Origin of the sequence: Burkholderia sp. AU4i, from assembly GCF_000466765.1 — a bacterium.
In the GTDB taxonomy this organism is placed as follows: domain Bacteria; phylum Pseudomonadota; class Gammaproteobacteria; order Burkholderiales; family Burkholderiaceae; genus Burkholderia; species Burkholderia cepacia.
The window spans coordinates 1-18,364 of the sequence record NZ_ASSI01000096.1 but is presented as its reverse complement, the minus strand read 5'-3'; the positions used below and the strand labels follow the sequence as shown (position 1 = coordinate 18,364).

Sequence of the window (18,364 nt, the reverse complement as noted above, 5' to 3'; positions counted from 1 at the left end):
GTTTAGCGCACGACAAACGACTTATTTTCGTGCCGGGCATGAGAAAAACGCACGTTACTCGGCGAATCGGCCGGCGTCGGCCGTCCGGCAAGGCTGCTGCGGTGGTGGCGGGATGGAGCGCGGGCGGCGGCCCTGTCGTATTTTCGACCGGTCAGCGTGCGGATCTGTGCGGGAGCCGGTAAGGTGTCGCCCGCGGTTGGTGGTTGGTGGTTGGCGGTTGGCGGTTGGTGGTTGGTGGTCGGCGGCCCGCGGTCGGCGGCGGGAGGCGGATCGCGTGTCAGGCCAGCGGCACTTGCGGAAGCGGCGACGACGGTTCGAGGTGGCGCTTCGCGAGCCACACTTCCTGCTGCAGCCAGTCGCGAAACTGGACGATGTGCGGCAGGTTCGTCTGTTCGGGCCGCGTGACGAACCAGTACGACTGATGGCCGTCGACGTGCACGTTGAGCACCTGCATCAGCTGCCCGGTCGCCAGTTCGCGCGCGACCATGTGGCGATCGGCGATGGTGATCCCGAGGCCGTCGATCGCCGCGCGGATCGCGTGGTCGAGCAGGTCGAATTCGTAGCCGCCGCGCGTGTCGACGTCGGCGATGCCGGCGGCCTTCAGCCAGTGCTGCCAGGTCAGGTAGCGCTGGTCGTCGGTGGCGAGCACGTGCAGCAGCGTGAAGCGGTTCAGGTCGATCGGCGCGCCGTCCTGTCGCAGCCGCGCATACAGCGCGGGTGCGCAGACGGCGATATGCTGCTCCTGCATCAGCAGTGCGTTGTCGAAGCCGTCCCATTCGCCGTCGCCGAAGCGGATTGCGCAGTCGAGCACGCGCGATTCGCCGAGACTGTCGTGAATGCGGGTCGTGAGGCTCAGCTCGAATTCGGGATGCGCGTCGCGCAGCCGGCCGAGCCGCGGCATCAGCCAGCGCGCGGCGAAGGTGGGCGGCACGTTCGCGCGCAGGCGATTCAGGTGGGTTTTTTCCTGCAGGCTGCGTACGGTCAGCTCGATCTTGTCGAACGATTGCTGCAGTGCGCGCAGCAGCACGCGGCCGGCCGCCGTCAGTTCGAGCTGGTGATGACGCCGCTCGAGCAGGGTTTCGCCGAGCTGGCCCTCGAGCTGGCGAACCTGGCGGCTCACCGCGCTCTGCGTTACGTTGAGCAGTTCGGCCGCGCGCGTGAAGCTGCCGGTGCGGCCGGCCATCTCGAAGGCTTTCAGCGCGTTCAGCGCCGGCATCTTGCGTCTCACGGGGCGGTGTCGTGTTTGGTGCGGGATGCTTATTGTAGGCGGGCGGCGCGGGCGCGGGGACGATGAATGGAGGCGAACGAGGGGGCGGGCCCTCGGGGGTTTTACGGCGCGGTGGCTGGCGCGCACGGTTGTGATCGGGCAGCCCGCGGGATGGACGGCGGTGACGGCCGGCAACGGCACGAACGACACTAAAGATACGAACGATACGAACGAAGGGGACACACATCATGCGACGCCTGCCATCGTTGATCGCGCTGCGATTTTTCGAGGAGACCGCGCGTCACCTGAGCTTCAACCGTGCGGCGGTTTCGCTGTGCGTGACCCAGGGGGCGGTGAGCCGGCAGATCCGGCTGCTCGAGGAAGCGCTCGGCGCGCGGCTGTTCGAGCGCGATCACAAGGGCGTGCGCCTGACCGAGGCCGGCCAGCGCTTGCTGCCGTTCATCGGGCAGGCGTTCGACACGATCGAGCGCGGCGTCGACGAAGTCGCCGCCACGCGTCCGGGTGCGAAGCGGCGCCTGACGGTGTCGCTGCCGCCGACGTTCGCGACGCAGTGGTTCTCGCCGCGGCTCGGCACGCTCGCGGAGACGCTGCCCGACGTCGAACTGTCGATCCGCACCGAGCCGGCCGACGATTGCCATTGCCACATCCGCTTCGGGCGCACGGCGCGCGCCGGGATGCAGTCGGAACTGCTGATGATGGAGCGGCATGCGCTCGTCGGTGCGCCGCGTTATCGCGGCGATGCGCTCGACGTGCTGCTCGGCCGGCTGCCGTCGCTGCATGTGCTGCACGAAGGCAAGCGCCTGACGCTGTGGGCCGACTGGTGCGAGCAGGCGGGCGTGCCGGTGGCGCGGATCGGCGACGGCATCGAGTTTTCCACGCTCGAACAGGCGATCCGCGCGGCGCGCAAGGGGGCGGGGCTCGCGGTGGTCGACCTGAACATGATCGAGGAGGAGATCGCCGAAGGCAGCCTCGTGCGGCTGTCGCCGGTGCAGCCGATCGGGCCGTTCGGCTATTGGCTCGATGTCGAGCCGGAGAGTGTCGCGGTTGAGCACGTGCTTGCGTTTGCCGCGTGGTTGCGGGAGCAGGTGGGGCGGAAGGGGTAGGGGGCGACCGTGGGACGCGGCTGATCGGAATGCGGGAAAAATCGGATCGGTCCACGCCGGTCACACAGTGCTTCCAACTTTGGCGTCCGTTAAAGATCGTTACCAACGCGAGACCTGTACGCTCGATGTCGAGCCGGGCCAGACGGCTTCTTCCCGTCGTTGCCGGCTACGCGTCGGGGTCGTGTCCGAAGTGCATGAGTGTCTCCCGGCGGCCGCTGGCTTCGATTTCGGCGATCGATTCGACCGGCAACTGGCACTTGGAGAGATCGATACGCCCGACGTTGAAGACGGCGCGTCGAGGCGGGGATGCCGGCATGTCGGCCGGTCGTGTGTCGTGCCCGATGACGGACTGGCGCATGACGCGCGCCAGGCTTCGATGGAGTTCGTTTGCGACGAGCGTATCGAGGAGTTGCCTCGCTTCGGAGACGAGAGCAACACGATGCCGGTTCGCCGGCCGGCCCCGCTTTGCCGTGGCGCGCGCGATCCGGAATCCGGCAATCGGCGTGTGCTTTGCGTTCATTCGTAAATCCCCTTTTCGATCAGGTATCTTTGCAGCGCCTGCACCGATGTGCCGTGCGGTGCGACGTCGAATGACATCCAGCGATGTGATCCCGCCACACGCCAGAAATCTCGCCCGAATCGTGTGGCATAGAGCGCACGCAGCGACCGGAGCGATCCGTCGGCAAGACCGGCCGGGCGCCCCTGGAAATACTGGAACAACGCCGCTTCATCGCTGCACTTGTCGGGAATGGGCGCGTCGAAACCGAACCGTGGCCATGCGTAGTATCCGAGTAGCCGGCGCCCGCCCGGTTTGGGCGCGGCCTTCCGGCCCCCCGCTGCGAATGCAATGATTCGGCTGATGCCCAACGTATCAGATGCCCTGACGATGCGCCACAGCATCGCCGCGCCGAGTCCCGCGATTGCGTTGTCGACGAGATCGATCGTCTTGAGTTCAAGTAGGGACGTGTCCGATTCTCGACGCACCGATACGCGGTTTTCGGATCGGATCCAGATGGTGTTCGTGACCGAGAGCGTCAACCAGCCTCTGCTGTCGAGATAGGCTTGAATCTCCGATCCGGTGGGCGCTCCGCACAACGAAACCAGCAACGCGTCGGGAACGTGACCGTCCACGCCCAGCAACGCGGAAATATCCAGGCCGTTTCGTTCGACCGCGAGCCGATCGTCGAAGTACGTCGTCTCGTACGGCAGGACATGGCTGAGGTCGGCAAGGCGGGCGGGCATGGTTGCGGTCGCAAAGCGGAAAACCCCAGCATATCGCCGCGAATCCGCCGTGCAGAGTCCGCCGAACGGCCAACCGCGAGGCGGAACGCCTGCCGTCCCGCCCGCCTTACGACCAGTCGAACGTCAGCATCGCCACGCGGCTGACCGGTTCGTAAAACAGGAGAATCCAGTCGGCGCCCGCCGCGCGATATTCCCATCCGGTCACGCCGGCGACGAAGCGAAAGCGCGCACCGTCGGGGCCGATCGGCCGGACGTCGTCCGGATCGCTGTCGTCGACCGGGAAATCCGACGTGCCCGACCAGTTGCCCCAGCCGACCGATCCGCCAAGCTGGTCGACGAGATTGCACGGCTTTTCCCGGCTGAAATCGCGCTCGTCCGGCGCGTACCGGTTGGACGAGTAGAGCACGCCGTATTCGGCGAACCGCTTGCGCGCAGCTTCGATGCTGGCCTGTTGCTCGGCGTAATGCGCCTCCAGTTCCTTGCGATAGGCTGCGTCACGCGGGGCGGGCGGGTTTTCCAGATAGAAGTAGCGCGGGTCGCCGAGCAGCGTGTAGCGGTTGTTATCGTCGAGCCGGAACCCGATCCAGTTCGCGCGAAGATAGTCGTTGTGGTACGCGGCCGTGTCCTGCCCGACGAGCCCGTCATAAGGTTCGACCGGGCTGAGCAGGTGGATCCAGCCCTGCCACGACGGATCGACCGTCGCCAGGTCGATCGACACGAGCGGATGCAGATGGCGCGCGAGTGCGGCATCGGGCTCGGCAAAGACGTCGGTGTCCGGCGGGTAGACCTTCAGGCCGGGTTGTGGCGTGACGATGTCTTCAATCATGATCGGTGTCCGCATGGTGGGCGTTCGGCAAGGCTACACGAGTGAGGCGAAACCCGGATGAATGCCGGTGCCGCCGCAGCCTGCCTGAATCCCGTTCCGTCCATTCACCCGATCGGCCGCCGGCGCGGATCGACATTCTTCACATCCTGCACGGCGCGCGGGACTACGCGTCGATTCTGTTCTGAACGAACGCGCGCACTGCATCGCGCCCGGAATGCGCGAACCCGGCCACGGCCGGGTTCGTTCGAATCGCGATGGGCACCGCCGGCGCGCATCGGCGGCGAGTCGAAGCGAAAGCCTCGGGCGTGACGAAGCAGGCGGGCACGCCGCCCGCCTCCCGCGTCAATGCCCCGACGCCTCCTCCAGCGTCAGATGCTTCGTCTCCGGCGCCCACGCGATCGACACGATCATCCCCACCAGCAGCACGCCCGCGAGCGCGAACATCGTCGCGTGAAAGCCGAGCGTCGCGATGCCGGCCGGCAGCAGGAACGTGCCGATCGCCGAACCGAGCCGGCTGCACGCGATCGCGAGACCCACGCCGCTCGCGCGGACTTCGGTCGGGAAGCACTCGGGCGGGAACACGCCGACGAGGTTGCTGAACGCCGACATCGTCAGCGTGAAGATCGCGAACGCGACGATCATCGCGACGGCCGCCGCCGACGGCAGCACCGCGAGCGCGACGAGCGACGCGCACGTCACCGCGAACGAACCGATCAGGAAACCGCGTCGCGACAGCCGGATCGTCAGCCAGATGCCGATCAGCGCGCCCAGCACGAGGAACGCGTTCAGCAGCAGGTCCGCACCGAAGCCCTCGGCGAGGCCGATCGTCTTCAGGATCGTCGGCAGGAACGTGTAGATCGCGAAATACGGAATCACGAGGCACACGAAGAACGCACAGTTGAAAAGCGTGCGGCGGATCAGGTCACGCTGGAACAGCCGCGCGAAGCCGGCATTCGCATGCGGTTCGGCCGAGCCGTCGAGCATCACGTGCGGCCCGAAATGCTTCGCGACGATCGCGCGTGCTTCCTGCACGCGGCCCTTGCGGAGCAGCCAGCGCGGCGATTCGGGTGTACCGATTCGCAGGACCAGCACGATCAGCGCAGGCAAGGCAGCCGATGCGAGCAGCCAGCGCCATGCGTCGGGCGTGGCGTCGCCGTACGCAAGGCCGAGCACATTCGCGGCGACATAGCCGATCGTCCAGATCACGCTGAACGAGCCGAGCAGCGCGCCGCGATGCTTGCGCGGCGAGAATTCGGCGAGGATCGCGTGGCCGACGGTGAAATCGCCGCCCATCCCGAAGCCGATCAGCACGCGCAGTACGCACAGTTCGAGCGGCGACGTGACGAAGAACTGCGCGAACGCGGCCGCCGTGATGATCACGAAGCTCGTCAGGAAGATCTTCTGCCGGCCCATCCGGTCGGACAGCCAGCCGAACACGAGGCTGCCGAAGAAGATGCCGATCAGCGCCGAGCTGCCGATCATCCCCATCCAGAACGCGTCGATCGGCATCTGCCTGCCGAGCGCGGCGAGCGCGTAGCCGATCGTGCCGAGCGTGTAGCCTTCGGTGAAATGCGCGCCGAACGTCAGGCCGGCGATCTTCACGTGGAAACGGTTGAGCGGCACGTCGTCGAGCGCGACGGGGCGGTGCGGCGCATCGGCGCCACGCGACAGCGGCAACGCGCGCGCGGTGCCGGATTGAACGTTGGCTTGGGTCAAGCTGCCTCCTGGATTGTTATCTGGCGCGCGGCGGCGCGCGCAGGCGGCGCGGCGCTGCGCCGCGAGCGCCGTGAAAGGCGCCGCGCGGCCGGGCGGCGCGCGGCGCGGGTCGACCGCGGGGAGCGGTCAGCGGCCGAGGCCGGCCATCAGCGTGTACTTGAGTTCCACGTATTCGTCGAGGCCGTACTTCGAGCCCTCGCGGCCGAGCCCCGATTGCTTGACGCCGCCGAACGGCGCGACTTCGGTCGAGATGATCCCGTCGTTGACGCCGACCATTCCGCTTTCCAGCGCACCCGACACGCGCCACGCGCGGCCGAGATCGCGCGTATAGAAGTACGCGGACAGCCCGAACGGCGTATCGTTGGCCGCGGCGACGGCCTCTTCCTCGGTCGTGAAGCGGAAGCAGCCGGCGACGGGGCCGAAGGTTTCCTCTTCGGCGATCAGCATGTCGGCCGTCATGCCGGTCAGCACGGTCGGCTCGTAGAACGTGCCGCCGAGCACGTGACGCTTGCCGCCGGTGAGCGCGTGCGCGCCCTTCGCGGTCGCATCGGCCACGTGCCGCTCGACCTTGCCGAGCGCCGCCTCGTTGATCAGGGGCCCCTGGTCGACCTCACCCGCGAGCGCGTTGCCAACGCGCAGCGTGCGCACGGCGTCCGCGAGCTTGCGCGTGAATGCGTCGTACACGCCGTCCTGCACGAGAAAGCGGTTCACGCACACGCAGGTCTGGCCCGTGTTGCGGAACTTCGACGCGATCGCGCCCGCGACCGCCGCATCGAGATCGGCATCGTCGAACACGATGAACGGCGCGTTGCCGCCGAGTTCGAGCGACAGCTTCTTCAGCGTGTCGGCCGACTGCTTCGCGAGCAGCTTGCCGACCCGCGTCGAGCCCGTGAACGACAGCTTGCGCACGACGGGCGAACTCGTCAGCGTCTCGCCGATCGCGACCGCGTCGCCCGACACGACATTGAACACGCCGGCCGGCACGCCCGCGCGCTCGGCGAGCACCGCGAGCGCGAACGCCGACAGCGGCGTTTCCTCCGACGGCTTCAGCACCATCGTGCAGCCGGCCGCGAGCGCGGGGCCGGCCTTGCGCGTGATCATCGCGAGCGGGAAATTCCACGGCGTGATCGCCGCGACGACGCCGACCGGCTCGCGCGTGACGACGATCTGCGCATCCGGCTTCGGGCTCGGGATCACGTCGCCGTACATGCGCTTCGCTTCTTCCGCGAACCATTCGAGAAAGCTCGCCGCGTACGCGACTTCGCCGCGCGCTTCCGCGAGCGGCTTGCCTTGCTCGCGCGTCAGCAGCTCGGCGAGCGCGTCGCGATGTTCGAGCGTCAGCTCGCCCCAGCGCTTCACGCGTGCGCCGCGTTCCTTCGCGGTCAGTGCGCGCCACGCGGGGAACGCGTGCGCGGCTGCGTCGATGGCGCGCTGCGTGTCGTCGGCGCCGCCTTTCGCGACTTTCGCGATCGTCTCGCCGGTCGCGGGGTTCAGCACCGGATAAGTTGCATCGCTCGCGCCATGCGGTTCGTGCCATTCACCGCCGATGTAATGGCCGGTCCTCAGAAATTCGTTCATCGTGTGTCGTTCCTTCAGGGCCTCAGTCCGTCGCGAAACTGCCTTGCGCCGGACGCGACGCGCGCGCGATGCGCTTGCCGGCCGTGTAGTCGTTGATCAGGTCGCACGGCGTGTAGTTGCGCTCCAGTTCGTGCAATTCCTCTTCGGTGAGCTGCGTCTCGAGCGCGCCGAGCGCACTGTCGAACTGCGCGACGGAATCCGCGCCGACCAGCATGCTCGCGACGCCGGGGCGGCTCAGCACCCACGCCTGCGCGATCTGCGCGGGCGGCACGCCGCGGCGCTTCGCGACCTTCGCGACCGATTCCGCGATCGCGAGCGATGAGGCATCGCCGTACATCTGCGCGGTGAAGAAGTCGGTCTGGTTGCGCGTCGATTGCGGCTCGCAGGTCAGCAGGCCGCGCGCGAGCGGGCTGAACACCGACACGCCGACGCCCTGGTCGATGCAGTACGGCACCATCTCGCGCTCCTCCTCGCGATACGCGAGGTTCAGCTGCAGCTGCATGTTGATCGGCTTGTCCCAGCCGTGTCGTTCGCAGGCCTGCATGATTTTCGCGAACTGCCACGTGTACATCGTCGATACGCCGATATAACGCGCCTTGCCCGCGCGCACGATGTCGTGCAGCGCGCTCATCGTTTCCTCGACGGGCGTGTTCACGTCGAAGAAGTGCAGCATGAAGATGTCGACGTAATCCATCCCGAGCCGCTTCAGCGAAGCGTCGATGCCGTCGAGCACGTGCTTGCGCGAATGGCCGCCCGCGTTCGGGTAGCTGCCCATGTCGTAGCCGACCTTGGTCGTCACGACGAGCTCCTCGCGGCGCGCGTTGCGCTTCAGGATGCGGCCGACCACTTCCTCGCCGACGCCCGTCGAATAGAAATCGGCGAGATCGATGAAGTTGACGCCGGCGTCGAGCGCGCGGCGCACGATCGGCTCGCTCTGCGCTTCGTCGAAGATCCAGGGTTTCCAGTCGGGGGTGCCCATGTTCATCGTGCCGAGACACAGGCGGGACACCTTCAGGCCGGACTGGCCGAGGCGGACGTATTCCATGCTTCCTCCAGGTGCGGCCTTGTGTCGGCCGCTTGTCGTCTTCAGTTTTTCTTCGGGGTGTAGAACGGGTTCGACACGTCGCGCGCGGCGGCGAATACCGCGTCGCGATGCGGCAGCCCTTCCATCGCGGCGACGATCGCGGTGCGGCACGCGCGATAGTTGTTCTCGAACACGGCATCGAGATCGTCGGCCTGCGGGTTCACCCAGTTCGCCGACACGACGACCCAGTCGTTCTCCGCTTCGGGCGGCAGCGTGCCGTTCTCGAGCGCTTCGGCGACGGCCTTCGCGATGCCGGCCTGCGACGCGCCCCACGTGGCGTTGCCGTGGAAATCGCCGGCGATCTGCGCCTTGTTGACGTACAGCGTGAGCGGCTTGGTCGGCACGCCCGGCTGCGCGATCACGACGAACGGCGCATGGCCGGCCGATGGCGTCGCGAGGGCCGTGGCGAACGCCTGGCCCGCGGGGCCGTTGCGCGGGCCGACCAGCACGTTGATGTGCGCGAGGTTGACGCCGGGGCCTTCGAAGCCTTCGCCGATGTAAAGCTGCCTGGGTTGGGATGCGGTCATTGCGATGTCTCGTCGATGAGGTTGGGTGTGAGGCGATTGTGGTGGGCCGCGGCGCGGCCGGTGAATCGATGTTTCCTGATCGGGCTATGAGTTTTCGTCGTCTCCGGGAAAGCCCTTGGCCCGTCACGCGGACGCCCGCCGGGCGGGCCTCGGCCGGTGTCGTGACGGCGGGCGGGGCGGGATCGGCGGGTGGGCATTCGCGTACCGGCTCCGGGTTTGTCATACCCGGGCAGGGGTTGGAGGGCCGGGCGCATCCGGACAACAATCGGCGTACTCCGAGCCCTATCTTTCGTCTTCCCTTCTTTTTTCGAAAGCGAGTAATTCCGATGGCTGCCATTCAAAGGCCCGATTGGTCGAAGCTCAGTTCGCTCGATCCGGAACTGATCCGGGCATTCGTCGCCGTGGTCGAGAGCGGCGGTTTCACCGCGGCGGCCCGGCAACTGCATCGCACGCAGTCGACGATCAGCCTGCGCATCCGCACGCTCGAGGAGCGGCTCGACACGCACCTGTTCATGCGCAACAGCCGACGGCTCGAACTGTCGCGCGACGGCGAGAATTTCCTGATCCATGCGCGCCGCATCATCCAGGTGCAGAACGACGCGATCCTCGCGCTGAAGCAGGCGAGCAGCGATCGCGGCGTCGTGCGCTTCGGGCTGCCGGAGGACTACGCGGAGCTGTGGCTGCCCGACCTGCTGAAGTCGTTTTATGCGATGCGGCCGGGCGCGCGTTTTCACGTGCATTGCCGCACGTCGCTCGAACTGCTCGAACGGCTGCAGGCCGGCGAGCTCGACATCGCGCTCGTCGTGCGGCACGGGCCGAACGCGGGCGGGCGGCTGCTCGGCCGGCACGATGTCGTGTGGGCCGCGCACCGCGATTTCGTGCTCGGCCCGCAGGCGTCGGTGCCGCTCGCGCTGTTTCCGGAGACGTGCTGCTACCGGCAGCGCGGGCTGCAGGCGCTCGCGACGGCCGGGCGCCCGTATCACGTCGTCTATACGAGCCAGAGCCCGACCGGCATCAAGATCGCGGTGAACCACGGCGCGGCCGTGACGATGATCGACCGCTGCACGCTGCCCGAGAACTGGCGCGTGCTCGACGAGACGGACGGGCTGCCGCTGCTGCCGGCGGCCGATCTCGAACTGCATCGCTCGCCGGGCATCTGCGATCCGCTGACCGACGATCTGGTGTCGCTGATCGAATCGATGGTCGACGAGCGGCGGCGCGCGTCGCTCGAAGCGTTCGCGTAGCGCGGCGGCCGACGCACGGCGTGATGGGCGCGAACCGTGGCGGGCGGCGGGTGGTCGCGACGCGCGCATCGCGACCGCACGGCCGGCGGCCAGCCGCTGGCCGCTGGCCACTGGCCATTGACGTGTTATGTCCCCCGTGCCATTTTTTGCACGGACGGCCCGTTTTTTTGCACGACGTTTATGCGGTCTCTTCTAAGCTGGGGACGTGTCGAACAGCCGAGACGGCTTCCGTCCGCTCCATGACCTTCATTCATCCCGTTCCCGCCTTCGATGTCGCCGGCCGCCAGTTGCGCGCCGGCGCACCCGACAACGTCATTCCGTTCCCGCCGCCGCGCCCGCGCCTGCAGTTGCCCGTCACGCTGACGGCCGACTCCGGAGAACACGCGCACGCGCGGCTCGCGGCGCTGCTGCATTCCCCGCTCGGCGTGTACGTCGTCGGCGCGCGTGCCGTGCGCGACGTGGTCCACGTGCACTTCGACATCGCGCCGGAAGACCTGGATTTCACGCTGCGCATGCTGATCGCGCAGCAGGCCGATGCGGTGATCGGGCCGGTCGCGCGCCGGTTGCGCGTGGGGCCGACGGCACGGTGAAGCCGGGAACGGCTGTTGCTCGTGGATGGTGGTTCGTTCCTTGATGGCTTGTCCGATCCGCCGCCCGGTCGCCGGTCGCCGTGCCGTCTGCCGTCAGGCGGCGGACAGGCGCGCGATGCTGCGTGCGCGGTGCCGATCATGCATGCGGAGGAGTCATGGATCTATTGGAAGCAGTCCCTGTCGTGCGGCCGGCGAGCGTCCGGTTACGGACGGCGTCGCTGCCGTCGGGCCAGCAACTCGAGCGTCAGCTCGTGACGACGGTGCGCGTGGCCGAAATGCTGTTGCATCAGGCGATCGTCGTGCCCGACCGGCATCAGTGGTCGGTGGACACCGAGCGGGTCGACGCGGCCGGCGGGCCGCTCGCAGCCTGGGAGCGCTTCGTGACCTGGCGGATCGGCAAGGTGTTCGCAGCGACGGTCAGCCCGGCCGCGCGCGTCAACGATCGCGACCAGGTCGCGGTCGAGATCCGGCTCTGTCTGCCCGAACAGGACTACGTGGCCGGGCGGCGCGTGAGCACCTTCGGCCGCCGCCACGGCAACCGCTTCGGCGCGACGCTGTCGGTCACGTCGGGCGCGCAGTGGGGCTGGCAACGCGCGGAGCACATTGCGCCGGAACACACGCAGGTATGCGGCGATACGCTGGAGGCGCTTGTCGATCGGGTGGCCGCGAACGTCAACGCGGCACTGGGCGCGGCCGGTTTCGGCGCGATGCGCTGATCACGCGTCGCCGGTCTGCCCGGTCTGACGCTGCAGGTCTTCCATCAACTGCTCCGCGAGAAAGTCGCACGGCGGCCGCTTCGATTTCGTGCTGCGCGCGAGGATCAGTTCGAGCGGCGGCAGGTCGGGCAGCCCGTGCGCGCGGCCGAGCATCGACAGTTGCGCGGGAATCGCGCAGCGCGCGAGCGGCGCGACCGCGAGGCCGGCCTCGACCATGCTGAGCAGCCCGAGCAGGCTCGGGCTTTCATACGAGGTGCGGTACGGCACCTTCGCGCGTTCGAGGCTGCGGATCGCGTTCTCGCGCGCGACGCTGCCCGGCATGAACACGGCGATCGGCAGCGGCCGCTCTTCCCACACGCGCGGCCCGTTCGTCATCGCGGCCCACGCCATCGGCTCGTGGCGGATGAAGTCGCCGGACAGCCCCTTGATGCGCGTGCCGCAGACGAGATCGACGGTGCCTTCCTTGATCAGCGGCGCGAGCGCGCTGCTCGGCAGCCCCATCACCTGGATCTCGACCTTCGGGTAGGTCGCCGAGAACTTCTTCAGCACCGACGGCAGCAGCGACGACGCATAGTCGTCCGGCACGCCGATCACGACCTTGCCGGTCACTTCCGGCCGCACCACGGCCGCCCACGCCTCGTCGCGCAGCGCCAGCATTCGTCTGGCGAATCCCAGCAGCACCTCGCCTTCACGCGTCAGCACGATGCTGCGCGGCTTGCGCACGAACAGCGGCCGCCCGATCGCGTCTTCCAGGCTCTTGATCTGCATGCTCACGGCCGACTGCGAACGGTTCACGGCCTCGGCCGCGCGGGTCATGTTGCCGGTCTCCGCGACGGCGACGACGGTGGCGAGCACGTCGTGATCGAGCATCTTCATGGGTATCAGGAAAGCTGAACGTAACGATCAACATTATGCGTTTTTATTGTTGCTGTGTGTCTGCCATAGTGCGATCACGCTGACGTTTCGCCCGAGGGCGGCGCGGCGTTCGGGCCGGACGATCCGGCGTGCGGGACTGAACAGGAAAGCGTGGTGTATCGATGATGGACCATCCGTTGCGCGCCGCGCTGGCCGCGGAATTACATGCCCGGCCGTTCCTGCGGCTCGCCGAAGCCGTGTCGCTCACGCATTACGCGATCTACGCGGACGGCCAGCCCGACATCCACGAAACGCTGCTGCACGCGCTGTGCCGCGATACCGGCATCGCCGCGCCGCACGAAGGCGCGACGCATTACGCGGTGCAGTCGCCGAGCGGCTGGCACCTGAAGTGGGAGCGCCACACAGAATTCTCGACCTTCACGTTCGTCGCGCCGCGTCGCGACACCGGCTATTTCGACGATCTCGCGATCGAGGGCATTCCGGCCGCGTGGTTCGAGCGGCTCGCCGGCATCCGCTTCGTCGCGGTGCGCATGGAGCTGCTGACGGGCGACGCCGCGCGGCTCGTCTGCGGCGACCTGCGCCGCTGGATCGACGGGCCCGCGCTCGTCGGCAGCAACGTGCTCGGCGGCGGCAAGGTGTTCTGCGACTGGCATGTGCGCGACGACGGTTTCATGCGCTTTCTCGTCGTCGACGAGGATTTCCGCGAGGAGCAGGGCGGCCGCCTGCTGCAGCGCCTGCATGAAATCGAGACGTACCGGATGATGGCCCTGCTGGCGCTGCCCGTCGCGCGCCAGATGAGCCGCGAGCTCGACGAGATCCACGCGGCGCTCCATGCGCTGATGCAGCGGATGGACGCGAGCGGCGCCGACGGCGACGACACCGCGTTGCTCGTCAAGCTCACGCATCTGGCGGTACGGGTCGAGTCGCTGTCGGGATCGGGCGCGCGCTTCAGTGCGTCGCGGGCGTACGAGAAGCTCGTGCTGGCACGCATCCACGAGCTGCGCGAGGAACGCATCGAAGGGATGCCGACGATCGCCGAATTCATGGAGCGGCGTTTCGCGCCGGCGATGGAAACCTGTCGCAGCGTATGGGCACGCCACGAACAGATCGCCGCGCGGATCGCACGGGCGGTCGACCTGCTGCGCACGCGCGTGAACCTCGCGCAGGAAAAGGACGTGACGCGTTTGCTGGCCGGGATGGAGCGCACCGCGCGCAACCAGCTGCATCTGCAGCACGCGGTCGAGGGGCTGTCGGTGGCCGCCATTTCGTACTACGTGCTGTCGCTCGCGACGGCGGCGTTCAAGGCGCTGCACGTGATGAACCTGCCGGTCGATCCCGAACTGGCGGAAGGCCTGCTGATCGCGCCGGTCGTGTTCGCGGTGATTCACATCACGCGGCGCACGCGCGCGCAGCTGGCGCGATCGGAAGCCGCGCATGACGGCGCACATGACGGCGCGGCTGTGCATGCGGCGGCGTTGAAGCGGGTCGGTTAGAACATCGAAAACTTGATCAGGTAAAGGAGTGGAGATGACTTTTTCGCAGAAGCAACCGGAGTTCTACAGCGGTTTCGATGCCGCGTTCGACGAACCGGCACCGGACGACGCGGGCGTGCCGGAGGCCGCGCGCGTGACGTCGTATCAGGCCGTGCTGCAGGAGCCGATGACGTCGCTCGTCGGGAATACGATCGATCGGCCGGACGTCGCGGCGGTGGCGATTCTCGGTTACAACTGACGCAGTGCCGGGCGGGTGGGCTGCGCAGTCCCTTCCCGATTACCCGGCGGCACGCATGCGCGGCATCGTCGGGTACGCCACCCATCGGGCGTCGATCTTGCGGCCGGGTAGAAAGTGAAACTCGATATAACCGTCGCGCCGGTTCGGCAAAGCCGGCACGGCGACGTCGGTTTCGACGATGTCGGGCGCCTGGTTCCGGGCGTCTTCTTCAGGCGTCAGATCGTACGTGATCCTGACGTGCCAGGTCTTCTTGCCGCGCGGCACGCTCATGCAGCACATCGTGCCGCCCCCGCCGCCGAACTGGCGCGCGTGCACGCTGCCCGCGCCGAAGCCATCCACCACGAAACTGTAGACACCACGATCGGTGTAGTTGAATCCCACGACGCGATACGGGCCGTCGGCGCGCGTCTGTGCGTGGATCCACCAGGCCGCGCCCGCCAGCAATGCCGCGACGGCAACCGGGTTGAGTATCAGGCGGCGTAGCAGGTTCGGCATGTCGGTGTTCCAGTGAGTCGGTTCGGCGGCACGATCGGTCGCCGGTAGCGCCAGGGTGCGTGTCGTGCACCCCGGCGGCCGAGGTCATCGCGCGCGCCTGACGGGCCCCGCCCCATGCGCCAGCGCCAGTTCGACGAACGCGCGCGCGGCCGCGCTCCGGTATGCCCCCTTTCGTTGCAGCAGCACGGCCGTGCGCCGCAGGACGGCCGGATCGAGCGCGATGGCGACGAGATCGTCGTGCCCGCTCGCGATCGTCGCGGGCAGCAGCGTCGCGAGGTTCGTGCGGCGCACGATCTCGATCACGGCCCCCAGCGAATTCGCTTCCATCGACACGCGCGGCCGCACGTCGTGTTCGCGGAAATAGCGGTCGATCTGCACGCGAGTCGCGAACTCGGCCGTGAGCAGCACGAGCGGCGCGTCATGCAGCGCGCGCAGGCCGGCCTTGCGTTTTCCGGCGAGCGCATGCCGGCGGTTCACGACGAGCGCGAGCGTTTCGACCAGCAGCGGTTCCGCTGCGATATCGGCCGTCTGCACCTCGTCGAACGCGATGCCGACATCGAGCTCGTCGTCGACGAGCAGCGCCTCGATGCGTTCCTGCGACATCTCGCGCACCGACAGCGACACCTCCGGATAGCGGCCGTGAAACGCCTCGACCAGCGGCCCGACGAGATAGCTCGTGAAGGTCGGCGTGACGGCGATCCGCAACGAGCCGCGGCTGAGATCCTGCGCGTCGTGAATGGCACGCCGGCCTTCCGCGAGATCGTGCAGCGCCTGCCGCGCATAGCGGAAATACACGTCGCCGGCGTCGGTCAGCCGCGTCACGCGCCCGGTGCGGTCGAACAATTGCGCGCCGAGCGTCTCCTCGAGCTGGCGGATCTGCTGGGACAGCGCGGGCTGCGACACATGCAGCGCGGCGGCCGCGCGCGTGAAGCTGCGATGCTCGGCGACGGCCAGGAAGTAGTGGATATGGCGCAGCAGCATGGCGGTTCCTATAAGTCCTGCTTATCCGGTGGATCATAAATCAGTCTTTTACCTTATTGGAAGCCCGGCGTAACCTGCTCTTCATCGATTCCACCCGCACCGGAGAACACGCGATGAAGGACATCATCGAAGGCTTCCTGAAGTTCCAGCGCGACGCGTATCCGGCACGCGCCACGCTGTTCCGCGATCTCGCGCGCAGCCAGCATCCGCGCGCGCTGTTCATCTCGTGCTCGGACAGCCGGCTCGTGCCCGAACTCGTCACGCAGCGCGAACCGGGCGACCTGTTCGTGATCCGCAATGCCGGCAACATCGTGCCGTCGTATGGCCCCGAGCCGGGCGGCGTGTCGGCGTCCGTCGAATACGCGGTGGCCGCGCTGCGCGTGACCGACGTCGTGATCTGCGGCCATTCCGATTGCGGCGCGATGACCGCGATTGCCACCTGCCAGTGCATGGACCACATGCCGGCCGTCGGCCACTGGTTGCGTTATGCCGATTCGGCGCGCGTCGTGAACGAGGCGCGCACGCATCGCAGCGAACGCGAGCGGATCGACTCGATGGTGCGCGAGAACGTCGTCGCGCAACTGGCGAACCTGAAGACGCACCCCGCCGTGCGGCTCGCGCTCGAAGAAGGGCGGCTCGCGCTGCACGGCTGGGTCTACGACATCGAATCGGGCTGCATCGACGCCCATGACGGCGCGACCGGCCGGTTCGTCTCCCTGGCGGACCATCCCGAGGTCCGCGCCATGCCCGCGACGCTTCCCGTCGCGGCCTGAATCGCTCCCACCCCACCACGAGGAATTGCCATGATCCAGTCCCAGCACAGCCAGACCGCCCGCCATGCGCTCGCGGAGACCGTCGTTCTCGCGAAAGCGCGCAAGAACCTGTCGTTCGCGCAACTCACCGAAGGCACGGGCCTGAGCGAAGCGTTCGTGACGGCCGCGCTGCTCGGCCAGCATGCACTGCCGGCCGATGCCGCGCGCAATGTCGCCGACAAGCTCGGCCTCGACGACGACGCGGTGCTGCTCCTGCAGACGATCCCGCTGCGCGGCAGCATCGACGATCGCGTGCCGACCGACCCGACGATTTACCGCTTCTACGAAATGCTGCAGGTGTACGGCACGACGCTGAAGGCACTCGTACACGAGAAGTTCGGCGACGGCATCATCAGCGCGATCAATTTCCGGCTCGACGTGAAGAAGGTCGACGATCCGGAAGGCGGTTCGCGCGCGGTGATCACGCTCGACGGCAAGTACCTGCCGACCAAGCCGTTCTGACGCCGGCGCGGCGCCGCGGTAGCGGTGCCGCGCAGGTTCCCGCCCGACGTGCATCGGCCGGTTGAAGCCGCCGCACGTTCCCGCCATGCCGTTTCAACGAGGACGCAGCCATGGATTTTGTGAAACGCACGATCGATCTTGCGATGAAGAACGTGGAAGAGGGCGGCCGCCCGTTCGCGACGGTGATCGTCCGCGACGGCGAGATCGTCGCGGAGAGCCCGAACCTCGTCGCGCAAACCAGCGACCCGACCGCGCACGCCGAGATCCTCGCGGTGCGCGACGCGTGCCGCAAGCTCGGCACCGAGCACCTGACCGACTGCGAGATCTATATTCTCGCGAGCCCGTGCCCGATGTGCCTCGGCTCGCTGTACTACTGCAGCCCGAAACGCGTGGTCTACATCACGACGCGCGAGGACTACGCGCCGTTCTACCGCGACGACCGCAAGTATTTCGAGCTCGACACGTTCTATGCCGAATACGCGAAGCCGATCGAGGAACGCCGGTTGCCGATGGTGCAGCAGAAGCATGGCGGCGCGATCGACGTGTACCGGCGCTGGAAGGAACTGAACGCGAAGTGACGTGACCCGCGCGGCGCACAGGCCGCGCGTTGCAGCCGCCCGGCTGCTCGTTTTCCCCACCCTCCGTTTCGTCTTCCGTGTCATCCGGCGGCGCCCGTGCCGCCGGGGCGCCCGCGCTGCCGCGCGAGGCGGGTCGTGCCCCCGTTTTCCCGCCTTCCCAAACATCGATCCCGTTCAATGTCCGGAACGGAAATCCGCGATCCAAAAGGTTTTTGACGGGTTTAAAAATTCGCACTGTAGACGACGAAAACGTGCGGAAAGCCCGATGAAAACCGATGAAATCTTCATGACAGCCAGCGGGGTAGCCGCGGTCGTTCGCGACTGATCGCCATCGATCGCCGTGCGTTTTCCCTGCCTGTTTCGTTGCGCCATTCGTTCCGGACGAGGAATCGCACGATCCCTCTCCGCCAGCGCCGCTCGACTGCCGCCGGTCGCGCGTGACGCCTGAGATTCGCTTACCTGCTTGAAACGGACCATCATGAAACGGGATTCATTCAGTACACCTGATGCGATGCATCGACCGACAACGCACATGCTCGAGCCGAACGACACGTTCGTCCGCATCGAAAACGTCG

21 protein-coding genes are annotated in these 18,364 nt (G+C 67.4%); 9 read left to right on the top strand and 12 right to left on the bottom strand.

Annotation, left to right across the window (positions count from 1 at the left end; translation table 11 throughout):
• Positions 1-277 precede the first annotated feature (277 nt).
• On the bottom strand, positions 278-1,216 hold the full coding sequence (locus L810_RS22075) for a LysR substrate-binding domain-containing protein (protein WP_011356424.1): 939 nt from the start codon (positions 1,214-1,216) through the stop codon (positions 278-280).
• A 239-nt stretch (positions 1,217-1,455) separates the two neighbouring features.
• Between L810_RS22075 and L810_RS22070 the strand changes: the two genes are divergently transcribed.
• Positions 1,456-2,331, top strand: coding sequence for a LysR substrate-binding domain-containing protein (locus L810_RS22070; protein WP_021160522.1), 876 nt, complete (start codon positions 1,456-1,458; stop codon positions 2,329-2,331).
• Positions 2,332-2,497: 166 nt separating this feature from the next.
• On the opposite strand, the gene L810_RS22065 is transcribed toward L810_RS22070, so the two are convergent.
• The 7 genes from L810_RS22065 to fae all read right to left on the bottom strand — a co-directional run bounded on the left by L810_RS22065 (position 2,498) and on the right by fae (position 9,304).
• On the bottom strand, positions 2,498-2,851 hold the full coding sequence (locus tag L810_RS22065; RefSeq protein ID WP_021160521.1) for a hypothetical protein: 354 nt from the start codon (positions 2,849-2,851) through the stop codon (positions 2,498-2,500).
• A complete protein-coding gene (locus L810_RS22060) occupies positions 2,848-3,573 on the bottom strand; it encodes a hypothetical protein (RefSeq protein ID WP_021160520.1) in 726 nt (241 codons plus the stop codon). The genes L810_RS22065 and L810_RS22060 overlap by 4 nt, the downstream gene beginning before the upstream one ends.
• A 106-nt stretch (positions 3,574-3,679) precedes the next feature.
• Complete coding sequence (locus tag L810_RS22055; RefSeq protein WP_042975691.1) at positions 3,680-4,399, bottom strand: hypothetical protein; 720 nt, start codon at positions 4,397-4,399, stop codon at positions 3,680-3,682.
• Between the two features lie 342 nt (positions 4,400-4,741).
• On the bottom strand, positions 4,742-6,076 hold the full coding sequence (locus L810_RS22050) for an MFS transporter (RefSeq protein ID WP_257008939.1): 1,335 nt from the start codon (positions 6,074-6,076) through the stop codon (positions 4,742-4,744).
• A 165-nt stretch (positions 6,077-6,241) separates the two neighbouring features.
• Entirely contained in the window at positions 6,242-7,693 is a 1,452-nt protein-coding gene (locus L810_RS22045) for an NAD-dependent succinate-semialdehyde dehydrogenase (protein WP_021160516.1), read from the bottom strand.
• Positions 7,694-7,715: 22 nt separating this feature from the next.
• Entirely contained in the window at positions 7,716-8,738 is a 1,023-nt protein-coding gene (locus L810_RS22040; RefSeq protein WP_021160515.1) for an aldo/keto reductase, read from the bottom strand.
• 41 nt (positions 8,739-8,779) lie between these two features.
• Positions 8,780-9,304, bottom strand: coding sequence for a formaldehyde-activating enzyme (fae, locus tag L810_RS22035; protein WP_021160514.1), 525 nt, complete (start codon positions 9,302-9,304; stop codon positions 8,780-8,782).
• A gap of 326 nt (positions 9,305-9,630) precedes the next feature.
• On the opposite strand from fae, the gene L810_RS22030 reads away from it, so the two are divergent.
• From L810_RS22030 to L810_RS22020, 3 genes are all read left to right on the top strand, one after another.
• Complete coding sequence (locus tag L810_RS22030) at positions 9,631-10,548, top strand: LysR family transcriptional regulator (RefSeq protein WP_021160512.1); 918 nt, start codon at positions 9,631-9,633, stop codon at positions 10,546-10,548.
• Positions 10,549-10,787: 239 nt separating this feature from the next.
• Entirely contained in the window at positions 10,788-11,138 is a 351-nt protein-coding gene (locus L810_RS22025) for a hypothetical protein (RefSeq protein WP_021160511.1), read from the top strand.
• A 155-nt stretch (positions 11,139-11,293) separates the two neighbouring features.
• Positions 11,294-11,854, top strand: a complete 561-nt coding sequence (locus tag L810_RS22020) for a hypothetical protein (protein ID WP_021160510.1) — start codon at positions 11,294-11,296, stop codon at positions 11,852-11,854.
• Here the strand turns inward: L810_RS22020 and L810_RS22015 are convergent, their stop codons facing one another.
• On the bottom strand, positions 11,855-12,730 hold the full coding sequence (locus L810_RS22015) for a LysR family transcriptional regulator (protein ID WP_021160509.1): 876 nt from the start codon (positions 12,728-12,730) through the stop codon (positions 11,855-11,857). It abuts the gene before it with no gap.
• Positions 12,731-12,891: 161 nt separating this feature from the next.
• Between L810_RS22015 and L810_RS22010 the strand changes: the two genes are divergently transcribed.
• Both L810_RS22010 and L810_RS22005 read left to right on the top strand, forming a co-directional pair.
• Positions 12,892-14,223 carry a DUF3422 family protein gene (locus tag L810_RS22010; protein WP_021160508.1) on the top strand — a complete coding sequence of 444 codons (1,332 nt, stop codon included), beginning with the start codon at positions 12,892-12,894 and terminating at the stop codon, positions 14,221-14,223.
• A 34-nt stretch (positions 14,224-14,257) separates the two neighbouring features.
• Positions 14,258-14,461 carry a hypothetical protein gene (locus tag L810_RS22005; RefSeq protein ID WP_021160507.1) on the top strand — a complete coding sequence of 68 codons (204 nt, stop codon included), beginning with the start codon at positions 14,258-14,260 and terminating at the stop codon, positions 14,459-14,461.
• 39 nt (positions 14,462-14,500) lie between these two features.
• Here the strand turns inward: L810_RS22005 and L810_RS22000 are convergent, their stop codons facing one another.
• The gene (locus L810_RS22000) at positions 14,501-14,956 is read right to left on the bottom strand and encodes a DUF3304 domain-containing protein (RefSeq protein ID WP_021160506.1); all 456 of its coding nucleotides are present in this window, start codon (positions 14,954-14,956) and stop codon (positions 14,501-14,503) included.
• Positions 14,957-15,040: 84 nt separating this feature from the next.
• Positions 15,041-15,937, bottom strand: a complete 897-nt coding sequence (cynR, locus tag L810_RS21995; protein WP_021160505.1) for a transcriptional regulator CynR — start codon at positions 15,935-15,937, stop codon at positions 15,041-15,043.
• Positions 15,938-16,050: 113 nt separating this feature from the next.
• Here cynR and L810_RS21990 point away from each other — a divergent pair, with 113 nt between their 5' ends.
• The 3 genes from L810_RS21990 to L810_RS21980 all read left to right on the top strand — a co-directional run bounded on the left by L810_RS21990 (position 16,051) and on the right by L810_RS21980 (position 17,789).
• On the top strand, positions 16,051-16,710 hold the full coding sequence (locus tag L810_RS21990; protein WP_021160504.1) for a carbonic anhydrase: 660 nt from the start codon (positions 16,051-16,053) through the stop codon (positions 16,708-16,710).
• Positions 16,711-16,740: 30 nt separating this feature from the next.
• Complete coding sequence (cynS, locus tag L810_RS21985) at positions 16,741-17,211, top strand: cyanase (protein WP_021160503.1); 471 nt, start codon at positions 16,741-16,743, stop codon at positions 17,209-17,211.
• Positions 17,212-17,321: 110 nt separating this feature from the next.
• Positions 17,322-17,789 carry a nucleoside deaminase gene (locus tag L810_RS21980; protein WP_021160502.1) on the top strand — a complete coding sequence of 156 codons (468 nt, stop codon included), beginning with the start codon at positions 17,322-17,324 and terminating at the stop codon, positions 17,787-17,789.
• 174 nt (positions 17,790-17,963) lie between these two features.
• Here the strand turns inward: L810_RS21980 and L810_RS47440 are convergent.
• Positions 17,964-18,364: hypothetical protein (locus L810_RS47440; protein WP_218921739.1), on the bottom strand; the 401-nt coding region annotated here is incomplete at its 5' end.

Bases quoted from the DNA above. Each gene is read 5' to 3' on its own strand.
- L810_RS22005 (WP_021160507.1), top strand. From the start codon at position 14,258: ATGACTTTTTCGCAGAAGCAACCGGAGTTCTACAGCGGTTTCGATGCC.
- cynR (WP_021160505.1), bottom strand. From the start codon at position 15,937: ATGCTGCTGCGCCATATCCACTACTTCCTGGCCGTCGCCGAGCATCGC.
- L810_RS22055 (WP_042975691.1), bottom strand. From the start codon at position 4,399: ATGATTGAAGACATCGTCACGCCACAACCCGGCCTGAAGGTCTACCCG.
- L810_RS22075 (WP_011356424.1), bottom strand. From the start codon at position 1,216: ATGCCGGCGCTGAACGCGCTGAAAGCCTTCGAGATGGCCGGCCGCACC.
- L810_RS22040 (WP_021160515.1), bottom strand. From the start codon at position 8,738: ATGGAATACGTCCGCCTCGGCCAGTCCGGCCTGAAGGTGTCCCGCCTG.
- L810_RS22045 (WP_021160516.1), bottom strand. From the start codon at position 7,693: ATGAACGAATTTCTGAGGACCGGCCATTACATCGGCGGTGAATGGCAC.
- L810_RS22060 (WP_021160520.1), bottom strand. From the start codon at position 3,573: ATGCCCGCCCGCCTTGCCGACCTCAGCCATGTCCTGCCGTACGAGACG.
- L810_RS22010 (WP_021160508.1), top strand. From the start codon at position 12,892: ATGATGGACCATCCGTTGCGCGCCGCGCTGGCCGCGGAATTACATGCC.
- L810_RS22030 (WP_021160512.1), top strand. From the start codon at position 9,631: ATGGCTGCCATTCAAAGGCCCGATTGGTCGAAGCTCAGTTCGCTCGAT.
- cynS (WP_021160503.1), top strand. From the start codon at position 16,741: ATGATCCAGTCCCAGCACAGCCAGACCGCCCGCCATGCGCTCGCGGAG.
- L810_RS22025 (WP_021160511.1), top strand. From the start codon at position 10,788: ATGACCTTCATTCATCCCGTTCCCGCCTTCGATGTCGCCGGCCGCCAG.
- L810_RS22070 (WP_021160522.1), top strand. From the start codon at position 1,456: ATGCGACGCCTGCCATCGTTGATCGCGCTGCGATTTTTCGAGGAGACC.
- L810_RS22065 (WP_021160521.1), bottom strand. From the start codon at position 2,851: ATGAACGCAAAGCACACGCCGATTGCCGGATTCCGGATCGCGCGCGCC.
- L810_RS22000 (WP_021160506.1), bottom strand. From the start codon at position 14,956: ATGCCGAACCTGCTACGCCGCCTGATACTCAACCCGGTTGCCGTCGCG.
- L810_RS22020 (WP_021160510.1), top strand. From the start codon at position 11,294: ATGGATCTATTGGAAGCAGTCCCTGTCGTGCGGCCGGCGAGCGTCCGG.
- L810_RS21990 (WP_021160504.1), top strand. From the start codon at position 16,051: ATGAAGGACATCATCGAAGGCTTCCTGAAGTTCCAGCGCGACGCGTAT.
- fae (WP_021160514.1), bottom strand. From the start codon at position 9,304: ATGACCGCATCCCAACCCAGGCAGCTTTACATCGGCGAAGGCTTCGAA.
- L810_RS21980 (WP_021160502.1), top strand. From the start codon at position 17,322: ATGGATTTTGTGAAACGCACGATCGATCTTGCGATGAAGAACGTGGAA.
- L810_RS22015 (WP_021160509.1), bottom strand. From the start codon at position 12,730: ATGAAGATGCTCGATCACGACGTGCTCGCCACCGTCGTCGCCGTCGCG.